The sequence below is a fragment of the Desulfovibrio legallii genome (genome assembly GCF_900102485.1).
GTDB classification, from domain to species: Bacteria; Desulfobacterota; Desulfovibrionia; order Desulfovibrionales; family Desulfovibrionaceae; genus Desulfovibrio; species Desulfovibrio legallii_A.
Window position 1 is genome coordinate 1 of the sequence record NZ_FNBX01000013.1, and the last position, 14065, is coordinate 14065.

At 64.6% G+C, this 14065-nt stretch carries 14 protein-coding genes and 1 tRNA gene; 1 reads left to right on the top strand and 14 read right to left on the bottom strand.

From position 1 onward, the window contains the following. A partial coding sequence (locus BLS55_RS08445) for a transposase (RefSeq protein ID WP_180365429.1) occupies positions 1–203 on the top strand: 203 nt, incomplete at its 5' end. A 266-nt stretch (positions 204–469) separates the two neighbouring features. Here the strand turns inward: BLS55_RS08445 and BLS55_RS08450 are convergent. From BLS55_RS08450 to BLS55_RS08515, 14 genes are all read right to left on the bottom strand, one after another. Beyond that, a tRNA-Ala gene (locus BLS55_RS08450) sits at positions 470–545 on the bottom strand. A gap of 734 nt (positions 546–1279) precedes the next feature. Beyond that, on the bottom strand, positions 1280–1606 hold the full coding sequence (locus BLS55_RS08455) for a P-II family nitrogen regulator (protein WP_092154289.1): 327 nt from the start codon (positions 1604–1606) through the stop codon (positions 1280–1282). Between the two features lie 27 nt (positions 1607–1633). After that, positions 1634–3004, bottom strand: coding sequence for an ammonium transporter (locus BLS55_RS08460; RefSeq protein ID WP_092154291.1), 1371 nt, complete (start codon positions 3002–3004; stop codon positions 1634–1636). Between the two features lie 521 nt (positions 3005–3525). Further along, complete coding sequence (locus tag BLS55_RS08465; RefSeq protein WP_092154292.1) at positions 3526–4731, bottom strand: FprA family A-type flavoprotein; 1206 nt, start codon at positions 4729–4731, stop codon at positions 3526–3528. Positions 4732–4912: 181 nt separating this feature from the next. Further along, complete coding sequence (locus BLS55_RS08470; RefSeq protein ID WP_092154294.1) at positions 4913–5050, bottom strand: rubredoxin; 138 nt, start codon at positions 5048–5050, stop codon at positions 4913–4915. A gap of 30 nt (positions 5051–5080) precedes the next feature. Further along, complete coding sequence (locus tag BLS55_RS08475; RefSeq protein ID WP_092154296.1) at positions 5081–5461, bottom strand: desulfoferrodoxin; 381 nt, start codon at positions 5459–5461, stop codon at positions 5081–5083. 196 nt (positions 5462–5657) lie between these two features. Continuing rightward, positions 5658–6257 carry a 4Fe-4S dicluster domain-containing protein gene (locus BLS55_RS08480; RefSeq protein ID WP_092154298.1) on the bottom strand — a complete coding sequence of 200 codons (600 nt, stop codon included), beginning with the start codon at positions 6255–6257 and terminating at the stop codon, positions 5658–5660. Further along, positions 6250–6633: a hydrogenase maturation nickel metallochaperone HypA/HybF gene (locus BLS55_RS08485; protein ID WP_092154299.1), complete on the bottom strand. Its 384-nt coding sequence runs from the start codon at positions 6631–6633 to the stop codon at positions 6250–6252. The genes BLS55_RS08480 and BLS55_RS08485 overlap by 8 nt, the downstream gene beginning before the upstream one ends. Before the next feature lie 4 nt (positions 6634–6637). Further along, on the bottom strand, positions 6638–7723 hold the full coding sequence (locus BLS55_RS08490; RefSeq protein WP_092154301.1) for a hydrogenase large subunit: 1086 nt from the start codon (positions 7721–7723) through the stop codon (positions 6638–6640). Further along, on the bottom strand, positions 7720–8256 hold the full coding sequence (locus BLS55_RS08495) for an NADH-quinone oxidoreductase subunit C (RefSeq protein WP_092154303.1): 537 nt from the start codon (positions 8254–8256) through the stop codon (positions 7720–7722). The genes BLS55_RS08490 and BLS55_RS08495 overlap by 4 nt, the downstream gene beginning before the upstream one ends. Positions 8257–8279: 23 nt before the next feature. Then, positions 8280–8861: a 4Fe-4S binding protein gene (locus BLS55_RS08500; RefSeq protein WP_092154305.1), complete on the bottom strand. Its 582-nt coding sequence runs from the start codon at positions 8859–8861 to the stop codon at positions 8280–8282. A 2-nt stretch (positions 8862–8863) separates the two neighbouring features. Next, positions 8864–9313, bottom strand: coding sequence for an NADH-quinone oxidoreductase subunit B family protein (locus BLS55_RS08505; RefSeq protein ID WP_092154306.1), 450 nt, complete (start codon positions 9311–9313; stop codon positions 8864–8866). A gap of 10 nt (positions 9314–9323) precedes the next feature. Beyond that, positions 9324–10295 carry a respiratory chain complex I subunit 1 family protein gene (locus BLS55_RS08510; RefSeq protein ID WP_092154308.1) on the bottom strand — a complete coding sequence of 324 codons (972 nt, stop codon included), beginning with the start codon at positions 10293–10295 and terminating at the stop codon, positions 9324–9326. Beyond that, complete coding sequence (locus tag BLS55_RS08515) at positions 10292–14026, bottom strand: complex I subunit 5 family protein (RefSeq protein WP_092154310.1); 3735 nt, start codon at positions 14024–14026, stop codon at positions 10292–10294. Before BLS55_RS08515 ends, BLS55_RS08510 begins: the two co-directional genes overlap by 4 nt. Between the last annotated feature and the right edge of the window lie 39 nt (positions 14027–14065).

Genomic DNA, 14065 nt, shown 5'->3' on the forward strand with positions numbered 1-14065 from the left:
CCGCCGCGCACTGGCGGCATATTCGGACAAATAACCCGCTCGAAAGGCTGAATCGTGAAATTCGGCGGCGAACGCGGGTGGTGGGGAGCTTTCCCGATGGGCACGCGGCCTTAATGCTGGTAGCGGCCCGGCTGCGCTATATGGCGGGCCAGAAATGGGGCACACAGCGGTATCTGTGCATGTCCAGGGAGGAAGCAGAATAGCGTCGGCGCTGTCACGGCCCTTGCAGCCGCGGCATCTTTGAATGTACCGCTCGCAAGGCCCGCGCCAGCGCCTTAAGGCAGACCCAAAAATCCTGACCACGCGGGCCGCTACGAAATGTGCGAAAAATTCTGGACACTACCCTGCCGTTTTGCTAGCTGTTTTCATTTAGATAACTAACTGTTCGGGATTACTCACCATTGAAAAGTGATTATTTGCATAGCAAAAACCCCCGATCATTTTCCAATGATCGGGGGTTTTCGAAATCTGGTGGAGCTGGACAGAATTGAACTGACGGCCTCTTGAATGCCATTCAAGCGCTCTCCCAACTGAGCTACAGCCCCACGGCGAGAGAAACAATGCCCAAAAGGCGTCGTTCTGTCAACAAATTTTTGCAAAAAAATGTAATTCCCCTTTGAGGGCGGCAGGTTGGGAAATTGCCGCGAGCGGCGCAGGGCCGCAGCCCCAGGTGCGGGCAGGCCGTCTGCTGGTACTGTTCAGAATTTTTGGTAGTGTCCAGAATTTTTAGCATATTCAGTAGCAGCCGGTCAGTGTCGGTTTGGCGTTGCTCTGAGGGGGCGGCGCAGGGCTCCAAACTCGTATGGCGCAGGCAGGCGTCGGCTGCGCGCGCCGCGCAGGGCGCTTTACGGCCCTGCGCGGCGCGGCCCCCGCCGTTCCGTCCGCAAAAAAGGGGAGCCGGCAGATTTCCGGCTCCCCTTGCAAGGTGCCCCGGCTTGCGCCGGGGTGTAGGCGCAATGGTGGCGCAACTGCCGTTTGGGGGCGCTGTGGCAGGCCGCCTGTCTTCCCGCGCGATGGACGCCGCCCAGGGGGGCGTCCTGCTTGCCTTGGGGGCAGGCGTTCAAGGGAACAAGCCCTACGGCTTGCAACGTTGCAAGTCCCTGGCGGCTGCGTAGCAGAGGCCCGCCGTGCAGGCGTAAGCGCAATGTATTTGCGCTGTTGAGCGCCGGACCGAGCGTGTTGCAACCTTTGAGAATGCTATGCTCAAAGGCCATCTGCTTCTAGAAGGGCAGCCCCCTTACGCCTCGGTGAGAAGGGGGCTGCCGGTCCGCATGTACGCCTACATGCTTTCTCCTGTCCTGATGCGGTAGCTTTCCGCCATATCCAGGACAAACACCACGCCGTCGCCTTCCTTGCCCGTGCGCGCCCCGGTCATGATGGCCTCCAGGGCCGCCTTGGCCTTCTCTTCCGGCACGGCCAGCTCGATGCGGACCTTTTTCAGCAGGTTCACCTCGGTGGAGATACCGCGGTAGAGCTCCACATAGCCTTTCTGCCGGCCGGCTCCCAGGATGTTGGTGATGGACATGGCGTAGATTTCGTGTTGGTACAATTCCTGTTTTACAGCCTGGAGGCTTTCAGGACGGGTATAGACGATAATGAGCTTCATGGCGTTGTTCCTCCGCGTGCGCTGCGCTTATTCGTTGGAGAAGATCTGGAAGCCGCTGTAGGCGTCGGCTTTGTGTTCGGTGATGTCCAGACCCTTGAGTTCTTCCTCCTGGCTGACGCGCATGCCGAAGAGGGCGGAGACGATTTTGAACATGATGAAGCCCATGCCGAAGGCCCAGGCAAAATAAACGACCACGCCCAGCATCTGGATGAACAGAAGTTTGATGCTGCCGCCGTAGAGCAGGCCGGTGGCCGTGCCGTAGCCGGGGGCCGCAAAGAGGCCCACCATCAGCGTGCCGAAAGCGCCGCACACGCCGTGCACGGAAACCGCGCCCACGGGGTCGTCCACCTTGAGCACCTGATCGATGAAGAGCACGGAGTAGACTACCAGAATGCCCGCCAGGAAGCCGATGATGATGGAGCCCACGGGCGAGACTTCAAAGCAGCCCGCCGTGATGCCCACCAGGCCCGCCAGGCAGCCGTTGAGGGTCATGGAAGGATCGGGCTTGCCCGTCTTGAACCAGATGGTGAACATGGCGCCCAGGGTGCCCGCGCAGGCGGCCAGGCAGGTATTGACGGCGATGTAGCCGATGGTGCCGTCCGCCACGGTGGTGGAGCCGCAGTTGAAGCCGAACCAGGCAAACCAGAGGATGAACACGCCCAGGGCCGCCATGGGCAGATTGTGGCCGGGGATGGCGCGGGCCTTGCCGTTTTTGTCATACTTGCCCAGGCGCGGGCCCACCACGATGGCGCCGGCAAAGGCGATCCAGCCGCCCACGGAGTGCACCACAGAGGAACCGGCAAAGTCGATAAAGCCCATGTTGCCCAGCCAGCCGCCGCTGCCGCCCAGCAGCGAATTCCACGACCAGTGCCCGCTGATGGGGTAGATGAAGGCAGAGACCAGGGCGCTGCCGATGAGGTAGGAGCTGAACTTGGTGCGCTCCGCAATGGAGCCGGAAACGATGGTGGCCGAGGTGGCGCAGAACATGGCCTGGAAGAACCAGAAGGTCAGGTTCCACATGCCGTCGGCGGTGCTGGCGTCCGCGCCGCCCAGGAAGAAGAGCGAGCTGCCGATAAAGCCGCCGTGGGAGCTGCCAAACATGAGGCCGAAGCCGATGGCGAAGAACAGGATGCCGCCCATGGCAAAGTCCAGCACGTTCTTCATAATGATGTTGGCCGCGTTTTTGGCCCGGGTAAGGCCGCATTCCACCAGCGCGAAGCCCGCCTGCATAAACATGACCAGGATGCCGCCCAGCAGCGTCCATAAGGTGTTGCCCGCAGCCTGGGGCATGAGCGCGGGGGCTTCCTCAGCCGCGTGAGCCAGTTCCGGCAGCAGCAGGCACAGGCAGAGCGGAACGCCGATCCCCAGTTTCCGCCCGATGGTGCATAAACCCTTCATGACAGTCCTCCCGAATAGGTGTGATGGATGAGCCTCTGCCCATCCTTAAGCATAAAGGCTGCCAAAAAGGATTTTTTAAAAATATAATAATTTTATTTAGTTATATGTTTGTCTCCGGGCCCCATGAGACAATATTGTTTTTTGCGCGCAAAAAGTAGGATTTTTTTGTCCCGCTGCCGCGGCTTTGACTGGCCGCGCGCGAGCGCAAAAAAGCCCATTGCCGGGCAGAGATGCGGCGCGGGGCCGCCTTCTGACCGACAATGGGCTCTTTGCGCCCCGGGCTGTTCGCCTTTGTTGCCGCGCCTGGTTTGCGCGGGCCGCAAGGTCCACGGCCTCTGCGCATGACCTTGCCCAAAGGCGGGGCCATGCGCCGCCGGGCGGAGAGGCTGCGTGCCCGGTTTGCGCGGTCTGGGCAGAAAGCCTCCGGCTTCAGCGCGGGGGGCTGGGCGCAGCGCCTTGCCGCGCCGCATCCGGCCCAGGGCGGGGGCCGCGGCCGGTGGGACGTTTACGCCGGAAGCGCCTTAGCCCTGGCACTTCTTTTTGAGCGTCTCGCCCACGGTTTTGCCCAGCTGATGGCAGGCGGCCAGGGCCTCGTGGTCGGGCCGCCACATGCATTTGACGGGTTCGCAGGGCATTTCCATGTGCATGGCGGCCAGCTGTTCCTGCAGGAATTTGGGGCCCTCGCCGGACCAGCCGAAGGAGCCGAACGCGCCGCCCACGCGGTTCTGGGGCCGCAGGCCCTTCATGTAGGTGAGCTGCGCGGCCACCAGGGGCAGCACGGTGTTGTTGTGGGTGGGGGAGCCCGCCAGCACCGCGCCGCAGTCGGCGAGCTCCGTCATGACGGCGCTGTGGTGGTTATGCTTTACGGACATAAGGCGCACGGGCACGCCCGCCTCTTCCAGGCCGCTGCCCACGGCGTAGGCCATGGTCTCCGTGGATTGCCACATGGTGTCGTAAAAAATGAGGGCGCGCTGCTGGGGCTTCTGCTCGGCCATGGTGCGGTACATGTCGATAATGGCGCGCACGGCTTCGGGCCCGCGGTGGATGAGGCCGTGGTCCGGGGCGATCATGTCCACGTCCAGGCTTTCCACAATGGGCAGGGCCTTGAGGGTCATGGGGGAATAGGGCAGCACGATGTTGTAGTAGTATTCCTTCACCCGCCGCCAGAATTCGCCCATGTCGCCGAATTCGTCCACAAAACGGGCAGAGCTCGCGATGTTCTGGCCGAAGATGTCGTTGCTCACCAGGAGCTTTTCTTCAGGGATGTAGGAGACCATGCTGTCCGGCCAGTGGAGCATGCGGGTTTCCTGAAAGACCACGCTGCGCTTGCCGAGGCTGATGCGGTCGCCGGTTTTGACGGCCTGCACGGGCCAGTCCTTGGCATTGAAGTAGCCGGCCAGGGATTTGAGGCCCGTCTGGGAGACGAAGATTTTTTCGGGCTTGCAGCGCTCCACCAGAACTTCCAGCGAGCCGGAGTGGTCCAGCTCCAGGTGGTTGCAGATGATGTAGTCCACCTTCTGTGGTTCCAGCACCTGGGCCATGCGGCAGAGCAGCGTGCTGTGGCAGCCTGGGGCCACGGTATCCAGCAGGGCGTTTTTTTCGTCCTTGATGAGGTAGGCGTTGTAGGTGGAGCCGTCGGGCGAGCGGGAATAGCCGTGGAAATCCCGATGGTCATAATCCACAAAGCCGACCCAGTAAATGTCTTTTTTGATCTCTACCGGTTGCATCTAACATCCTCCGGGTATGGTCGCGTAACGAAAAAATCCCCCGCCGGGCCACAAGGGCAGGGCGGGGGGAAATGCCGGACAGCGATACGGCCCTGCGCGCCGTGCGGTACAAAGCGCGCATCCCCGCGCGCCGCCCCGGCGACCGGGGCGGGCATGCCGCACCGCGCGGGCTTCTGCAAGGCTAGGCCGGGTTGAACTGGTCTTTGCCCACGCCGCACACCGGGCAGCACCAATCTTCGGGCAGATCTTCAAAGGCCACGTTGTCGTTTTCGGCGGGGTCATACTCGTAGCCACAGACACCGCAAACATACTTTTGCATGGGGGTTTTCTCCTTCAAGCTCGGTCAGGCTCAGTTTTCGGCCTTCCAATGGCCGTGCAGGTTGCAGAACTCGCGGGCGGTCACCTTGGCGGCGTCGATGGCGAAGAAGGCCTCGGGCGCGTCGCCGGGATTGAGAAACTTGGTGTAGCTGCGGCCGTCGGCCAGCAGCTCGATCCATTCAATCCAGTGCTTTTCTTCCATGGGATGGGGCACGCTGCCCACCTTGACCTTGTAGCCGCCGTCCACCTTCTCGATGACCGGCACATGTTTTTCCAAAGCGCCGTCGGTGGCGCCTTCTTTCATGAGCTTCATGGGCTCGCCGCAACAGACGATGTCAGCGCCGCCGCCGTGGAGCACTTCCACAATGTTGCCGCAGTGAACGCACTTATACACTTCCAGATGCTTGGGCATGGTTTCCCTCACTTTGTTTGGGCCGCACGGGCCTGGTTGGGATGCCGTCGGCAGGGACAAGCGCCCGTTGGAGGCCTCGTCCGCCGAAGAACAGTTTGTATAAAGTCGCGCCTGATGTAAAGCCTTTTTTATGGGTATCAGTAACTATTTTTAATGGGCGCGCTTTACCCCGGCACAGTCGGCCGCAGGGGGCGGGCTAAGCCGCAGGCTGGGCTTCCCCGGCCGGATCCGCCGCTTTGGCGGGCGCAGGCTTGACCGCCTTGGCGGGCGCTGGCGCTTCCACTACGGAGCCGTCGGCCAGCACCAGAGCAAGCGCGTGGGCCGGGCAGGCTTCCATGCAGGCGGTGATCTTTTTGCCGTTTTCCATGCGCCAGGCCCGGCACATGTCGCAGCGCACGGCCACCTCGCGGCGGGAGCGCTGGGCAATGGTTTCGCCGCCTTCCGCATCCACGTCGGGCATGCCGATGGTGTCCATGCTGATGGTGCCGTAGGGGCAGGCGGCGATGCACATTTTGCAGGCCAGGCAGTACTGCACGCGCATGATGACGCGGCCTTCCTTGTCCTGCTGCAGGGCGCCCGCGGGGCAGACGTTGACGCAGGGCGCGGGGTTGCACTGGTGGCAGCGCACGGTGGTTTTGAAGCCTTCGGCCTTGACCACCTGCACGCGGGCCACCATTTCGTCGCGGTGCTTCATGGCCTCTTTGAAGGATATACCGTGGTGGGCGGCGATACAGGCCACCTCACAGCGCCGGCAGGCGCGGCATTTGTCTGGTATGACCTGGATGTGTTCAGTCATGGTCCGGTTCCTCGGCGGCGACGTGCAGAGCCAGGAGGGTAAGGCCGTGGCCGCCGTCGCAATGGATGTTTTCGCCACCGCAACGGGGGCAGGCAAAGCGCCGTTGCGTCAGGGTAAAGTTGTGGCCACAGGTCTGGCAGCGGCAGGGCAGGGGGGCTGTCTCCAGCGCCAGCCGGGCCCCTTCCGCCGGGGTGCCTTCGGCAAAAAGCTCGAAGCAGGCGGTAAGGGTCTGCGGCTCCACGCAGCTCAGCAGGCCCAGTTCGCAGCGCACTTCCTCCACGCGGGTCACGGGCGCTTCGGGGTGGGCCGCGTTGTGCTCCCGCACGGCGGTAAGGGTCATGTCCAGCAGCCCTTGCACCAGACTCGCCTCGTGCATGGGCTCAGCGTTCCGTGCAGGAAACGCAGGGGTCGATGCTGTTGGTGATCAGGGCCACGTCGGCCACCTTGCAGTCGCGCATCATAACGCCCAGGGCCTCCCAGTTCATGTACGAGGGCACGCGCCACTTGAGGCGGGCGGGGATGTCCGTCTCATTGGTGCGGATGTAGTAGAACACCTCGCCGCGCGGGGCTTCGGTGCGGGCGCAGGCCTCGGCCGTGCGGATCTGGCGCATGGGCGCGGTCAGCGGGCCTTGGGGCAGGCGCTCGATGCACTGGCGGATAAGGGAGAACGACTGGAATATTTCGTGCAGGCGCACCATGGTGCGGGCGTGGACGCAGCAGTCTTCCCGCACCACAGAGGCGAAGTCCAGCTCGCCGTAGGCGGCGTAGGGAGAATCCTTACGCACGTCGATGCGCACGCCGGAACCCCGGGCCACCGGACCCACCACGCCCAGGCGCACGGCGTCCGCCTTGGGCAGCAGCCCAAGGCCCCTGGTCCTGGCCAGCACCATGCTGTTGGTGTCGTAAATCTCGCGGATTTGCTCCACCTGGGGTTCGATTTTGTCCACTGTTTTGCGCATATAGTCCAGCAGTTCCCTGTCCACATCGTATTTGACTCCCCCGATGCAGTTGGCGGCGAGATTCATGCGGTTGCCGTAGACGGTTTCCTTCAGGTCTTGCATCACTTCACGCACTTCCATGACGTGCATGAACAGGGATTTGAAGCCGATGATGTGCGCCTGGATGGCCGTATTGAAAAGGTGGGAGGCCACGCGCTTGATTTCCTCGGCCAGCACGCGCAGATAGCGCGCCCTGGCGGGGATGGTGATGCCCAGCACGTTTTCCACGGCCATGCAGTAGGTAAAGGAGTGGCTGTTGGAGCAGAGGGAGCAGACCCGCTCCGTAAGGGTGACGTTTTTGACCAGGTTGCGCTGGCTGGCCAGGGCCTCCATGCCGCGGTGCACATGGCCGGAGGTCAGCTCCACATGGCGCACGGTTTCGCCTTCCACGGCAAGATGGAAGTAGACGGGTTCCTCCAGGGCCACATGCACAGGGCCCAGAGGCATGTCGAAGGTGGAGACGCTCATGAGTGGGCCCCCTTTTCTTTGAGGATGCGTTCCCAGAGATCGGTGGTGCAGGCCCCGTTCATCATAATGGAGAGGGGCACGGCCTCGTTGAGGATGCCGGCGTCCAGCTCTTCGTCCAGGAACAGGCGGCGCGGGTTGGGATGCCCGGTGACGTTGATGCCGTAAAGCTCCATCATTTCCCTTTCGTGCCAATCGGCGTTGGCGAAGAGGGGCGTGATGGAAGGCACGGTGGGCCATTCGCCGTTGAGGGTCACGGTGAGGTTGTAAACCACGCCTTCCAGCTCAAAGTGGTAGCAGACTTCCTGCATGGGTTCGCTCAGCTGGCGGCGGTTGTAGGCCGTGGTCATGCACAGGCGCGCGCCTGCGTTGTGCAGCAGGGCCGCGGCCTCCAGCAGGGTGCGCGGCGTGCCCAGGCGGAACCAGTGGAAGGCGTTGCCGAAGCTGTCGGCGCTGTGATAAACGGCCTCCGCCTCCGGGCAGAGGGCGCTGAGGCCCTCAATAACGGCGGCGTTGCCCTTGATGGTTTCTTGCATATGCTCTCCGCGGGTCCGGCCCGCTAGTCCTTGGTGGGTGCGGCTGACGTGACGGGAATCTCCGCCGGTGCGGCGTCCGTCCGCGGCGGCAGCCGGCAGGCGTTGCGCTTGGCGTCTTCAATCTGGCGGCACTTGGGGCAGAGGTGGCGCGTCAGCTCAGGGTCTATTTCGCTGTTCTGCGCGTAGAGGCGCTCGGCCAGCTTTTTGGGCAGGGGCCGCATGAGCGCGCCGCAGTGGGCGCAGGGTTCGTATGTGATGGTGTGCTGCTCCAGACGCCGGTATTTTTCCGACTCCGGATGGGCGGAGTGCCAGTCGTTGGTGATGCTCATGGCCCCGGTGGGGCAGTAGTGACGGCACGAGGCGCACAGACAGCAGGAATTCTGCCAGATGGTGATGGTAAAGCCCGTGCCATCGGGCAGCTGGGTGATATTGATGGCTCCGGCCGCGCAGTAGTGGCGGCAGGTGCCGCAGCCCATGCAGAGGTCCGGGTCTACCCTGGCCCGGCCGCGCAGACGCGGCGGGGTGAAGGTTTCGCCAAAGGGAAAGGGATCGGTGCTGGGGCCTTCCAGCAGGTTGTGGAAGAGCACTTTCAGAAAGCCCGCCATAACTATGCCTCCAGACCCAGTTTTTTCATCCAGATGGCCCTGGCCTGCACCACGCCCTCCAGGATGGCCTGGGGCCGCGGCGGACAGCCCGGCACATTGACGTCCACGGGGATGTAGCGGTCTATGGGGCCCTCAATGGAGTAGCCCTCGCGGAAAACCCCGCCCGAAATGGGGCAGATGCCCACGGCCACGGTAACCTTGGGATCGGGAATCTCGTTCCAGACCCGCAGCACCTTGTCCCGCACCCGCGTGGTCAGCGGCCCGGTAATGAGCACGATGTCCGCATGGCGGGGGCTGCCGCAATAGCGACAGCCCAGGCGCTCCACATCGTAGCGCGGGATGCAGGCGGTGGTGGCCAGCTCCACGTCGCAGCCGTTGCAGGAGCCCGCATTGATGCGGAAAAGCCACGGCGAACGCACCGAAAGTTTTTTGAGAATGTTGTCCAGGGACACGGGGGCCTCCTTACAGTACCCAGACCAGGACGAGGCTCAGCAGGGCCAGGCCCGTGGGCACCGTCACATAGAAGCGGAAGGCCTGGTCAATGCGAAAGCGCCCCGTGGCCGACTTGACCAGTGTGAGCGACAGCAGCATGAGGGCCAGACACTTGAGCAGGAACCAGAGCAGGTTCACGGGCCACAAATCAGAGATAGTGCCGGGAAAGAAAAGCGCTACCCCCAGCCCCAGCACCACAAAGGTCTTGAGGGCCGAAGTGATCTGAAACAACGCCAGCAGCGGGCCGCCGTACTCCAAAAGCGGGCCTTCGATGATTTCCGTTTCCGCTTCCGGGATGTCAAAGGGGGCCACGCCCATGGTGCCGGGCAAAAAGATGAGGTAGGCGAGCAAGGCGGGCAGCATGGCCGGGTTGAAGCCCAGGGAGCCCGCCTCCTGCTGCCAGGCCACAATGCGCAGCAAAGAGAATTCCGCCCCCCAGGCCCCGCCGTTGAGGGCCTTGCCCACCAGCATGGCCACAGAAAGCAGAATCATGAGCAGGGGCGTTTCATAGGCCAGCATGAGCAGCATCTCGCGCGAAAAGCCCACGGCCCCGAAGGGCGAGCTGGAGGCCGAGCCCCCCAGCATCAGGGCCATGGCCGGGATGGGCAGCAGGTAAAAAAGCACCAGCAGGTCGCCCATGTTGAAAAGACCGGCATAAACCCCCGGCACGGGAATGAAGGCCGCGCACACGGCCATGCCCGTGAAGCCGAACACCGGGGCCATAAGAAAGGCCGAACGGCAGGCGGTTTTGGGGATCAGCGTCTCCTTGGTGAGCAGCTTGGCGATGTCCAGCCAGGGCTGGACCAGGGGCGGGCCCACGCGGCGCTGCAGGCGGGCCTCCACCCGGCGGTCCAGACCTTTGAAGAACATGGCCACCAGCAGGGCAAAGGCCCCGCCGGGAAAGAGGCACATATGCACGATGGCAAGCAGGGTGTCGCTCATGAGCGGTTCTCCTCGGCGGGCGCGTTGCCGCCCAGCAGGCGGGGCAGCCCGCCGTAGATGCTGGAGGGCTTCATGCGGCTGGTGGCCGTTTCCGGCGGCATGCCGCAGGTGTGGACGTCAATTTCACGCAGGCGGGTAAAGCGCAGCACAAACCAGCGCCCGCCCAGAAAGGCCAGGGCCATCATCACGCACATGCCCGTGGCGTTCCACGCGCCCGTGCCGGAAAGCACGCCCGAAAGCCCCACGTTGAGCGGCGCAAGGCCGTATTCCAGCAGAATGCTGTTGATGGGGTAAAGCGCCAGGCCGGGGAATACGCCCGTCAGCACGCAGCCCGCGGCCAGAATGCCCATGGGCGCGCGCATGACGCGCGGCGCTTCCTCAATATGCTCCAGATCCGGGGCGGGCTGACCCAGGAAGGCCGCGTGCAGGAACTTGGCCACATAGGCCAGGGTCAGCACGCTGCCCACCAGAGAGAGCAAGGCCAGGAAGGGCTGGCCCGCGTTCATGAGGGCGTGGTAGATGAGCCACTTGGACGAAAAGCCGCTGGTGGGCGGCACGCCGACCAGAGAGAGCCCGGCAACGGCAAACATGCCCAGCGTGAAGGGCATCTTGCGGCCCAGGCCGCCCAGGTCGTCCAGGGTTTCTCTGTGGCTGGCGAACATGACCGCGCCGCAGACAAGGAAGAGCAGGTCTTTGAAGAAGACGTGGTTGACCACATGCAGCATGCCGCCCGCGTAGCCCAGGGCCCCGCCCGCGGCCACGGCCAGCACCATGTAGCCCAGCTGGCTCACCGTGGAATAGATGAACATGAGCTTGATGCCGTTGGTGCGCAGCGCCTGCACGGCGGCCATGATGATGGTGACCCCGCCGATCCACATGACCGCGGTGCTGATGACGCTCTGCTCAAAGCCGGAAAGGATCCCGGCCAGGGCAAAGCCGCCGCCCAGCAGCATAAAGAGCTTGATAAGGCCGAGGATGGCGCTCTTCAGCAGCACGGAGGAGATGTAGCCGGAAACGGGCGTGGGCGCGAGGGCCGGGTGCATCTGCCAGTCAATGCGGAAGGGCAGCTGCGCTGCCTTGAGCACAAAGCCCGCGGCCAGCAGGGCCATGCCCAGCCAGGCGGCCCAGGGCGGCAGCAGGGGCGCGCCGCCGGTCAGCAGGCTGGCGTTGAAGGGCGTGGCCGGGCCCAGCACGCACAGGCCCACGAACAGAAAGCCCGCGCCGAAGACGTTGAAGCTGAAGTATTTGAAGGCTTCCCGCAAGGAGGCTTTGTCCCCTTCATGGGCGATGGCCAGGTAGAGCGTCCAGGAGCTCATAATTTCCCAGAACAGAAAGAAGCTCAGCAGGTACTGGCTGGCCGCCATGCCCACCAGGCCGCCGCACATGCAGGTGAAGGCGCAGTAGAAGCGCCACTGGCGACGGCTGTGCTCCATGTAGCCCAGGGCGTAGACCATGTTCAGCGCGCCCAGCAGGGGAACCAGCAGGGCAAAGCAGAAGGAGAGCGTGTCCAGCTGGCGGCCGAAGACCGCCACCAGCAGGGCTGTGAGCAGCAGCACGCCTGCGCTGGCCTTGCCGGCCTTGATGCGGTCGCGCCGGAACAGGGCCGGCAGGGCCGCGCCGAACACGGGCGTCAGCACATATACGGGCCAGGAAACCCGCATGGCCAGCAGCGCGGCGGCGTCGCCCGCGGCGGGCGCAAAGACCATGGAGGCCACAGGGGCCACCAGCTGCGCGGGCAGCTGCGGGGCCAGGCCCAACACAAGGCTCGTGCCCGCCAGGGCGATCAGGGCGATCTGAATGCTGCGCGGGGCTTCGGTTACGGCGGGCAGGTGGGCGGGGCGCTCCTCAAAGACCAGGGTTTTGAGAATGCGCGTATAGTAGATCAGCCCCACCAGGGATCCGGCCAGAATGAGCACGGCCAGCCAGACGTGCCCGGAGGATACGGCCGCCTGGATCATCAGGTATTTGCTGTAGAAAGCGCCGAAGGGCGGCAGCCCCATAATGCTGATCAGGCCCACGCCCATGCAGGCCACGGTGACCGGCATCTGCGTGCCCAGGCCCTTGAGGTCTTCCAGCTTGCGGCTGCCCGCCCGCAGGATGAGCGCGCCCGCCCCGAGGAAGAGCAGATCCTTCATGACCGCGTGGTTGAGCATGTGCCAGAGCGCGCCCGTGGCGGCCAGCCAGGTGCCCAGGCCCAGGGTCAGGGTGATTTCGCCGATCTGCCCCAGAGTGGAGTAGGCCAGCATGCGTTTGATGTCGTCCTGGTACAGGGCCATGATTTCGCCGTAGACCAGGGTGGCCGCGCCCAGGGCCACCAGGCCCGTGCCCAGCCAGGAAAAGCCCAGAAGGCCGGGCATGTCCAGCGCGCCGGGCTGCACAAAGAGCACGGCCACAATGCCGAAGACGCCCATCTTGGTGATGACGCCTGACAGGGGGCCGGAGACGGACGAAGGCGCGGCGGGGTGGGCGTCGGGCAGCCAGGAGTGCAGGGGCACCAGACCGGCCTTGACGCCGAAGCCCGCCAGGCAGAGCAGCAGCGCGCCCTTGAGCAGCGCCGGGGAAAGGCCCTGCCCCAGCAGGAGCAGGCCGGGCAGCATGAGCAGCGCGCCGCCCGCGCACATGACGTAGTATTTGACGCCCGCGTCGTGGGCGGCGCGGGTGCCTTCATGCACTACCAGGAAGTAGGAGGCGAAGGTCATGAGCTCCCAGTAGCCGTACATGCCCGCCACGTCGGCGGAGGAAACAATGCCCGCCAGGGAGGCAAAGGTCAGCAGCAGGAAGAACCAGTAGCGGCCCTGGTGCTCCCCGTGGATGTAGCCCAGGGAGTAGACGGCCACCACCAGACCCACGCCGCAGAGCATGAGCAGAAAAAGTTTTGCCGTGGGCGGCGCGGGCACAGCCAGAACGGCGGCCAAGGCCAGGGCGGCGAAGGCCGCGCCTACCTTGGAGGCCCAGGGCAGACGCGCCAGAAAGGCGAACCCCGTGAGGAACGCGCCCAGATAATAACACCAGTAGGCCGGGTGCACGGGGCTGTGCGGGGCGGCAAACCCGCCGGAGGCGAAAAGCTCCGTTATCGGGCCGCGCCCCAGGCCCAGCAGGGCCACGGCGCAGGCCGCCAGCAGCGCGGGCAGGGCGGAGCCGCGCGCGGCGCCCAGGGGTTCCTGCGGCGCGGTTTCGGGCGCGGGCTCCAGAACCGCCACGCGCACGGCCGTCACATACAGCCAGATGAAGACCGTGGTGGTGGCCGCCGCCGCCAGCAGCACGACCAGACCGCCGGGCAGCGCGTCCAGAACGCCCGCGCTGATAAAGGCGCGGGCTTCGGGCATGAGGAAGGGCGAGCCGCCCACGGCGGCCAGCAGGCCCAGGCCGAAGGCCGCGCCCGTCCAGGGACGGCGCGCGCCCATGCCGCGCAGGTCTTCCAGTTCCGGACAGGACGGCGCGTCGGCCGGGTCGGGCCGGACCGGGACGACGCCGCTCTGCAGCCGGGTCAGGGCTGTCCAGGCCAGCAGCCGTGCGGCCAGCTGGAAGAGGACAAACAGCCAGAAGCCCGTGCGCGCGGCCCCGCCGCCGGCCAGAAGAGCCAGAGAGGCCAGGGCCGCGTCGTGCAGCGCGCCCCAGAGGATGAGCCGGCGCGGCAGGCGGCGCTGGCGCACGGCCTGCGCCGTGGCCCAGAGCATGAGGGCCGTGGCCGCCAGCAGCGGCAGCGCGACCGTGAACAATGATGCAGTCATACGTTTGCCCCGTGGGTTGCGGGTCTGTAGGCGTCCGCC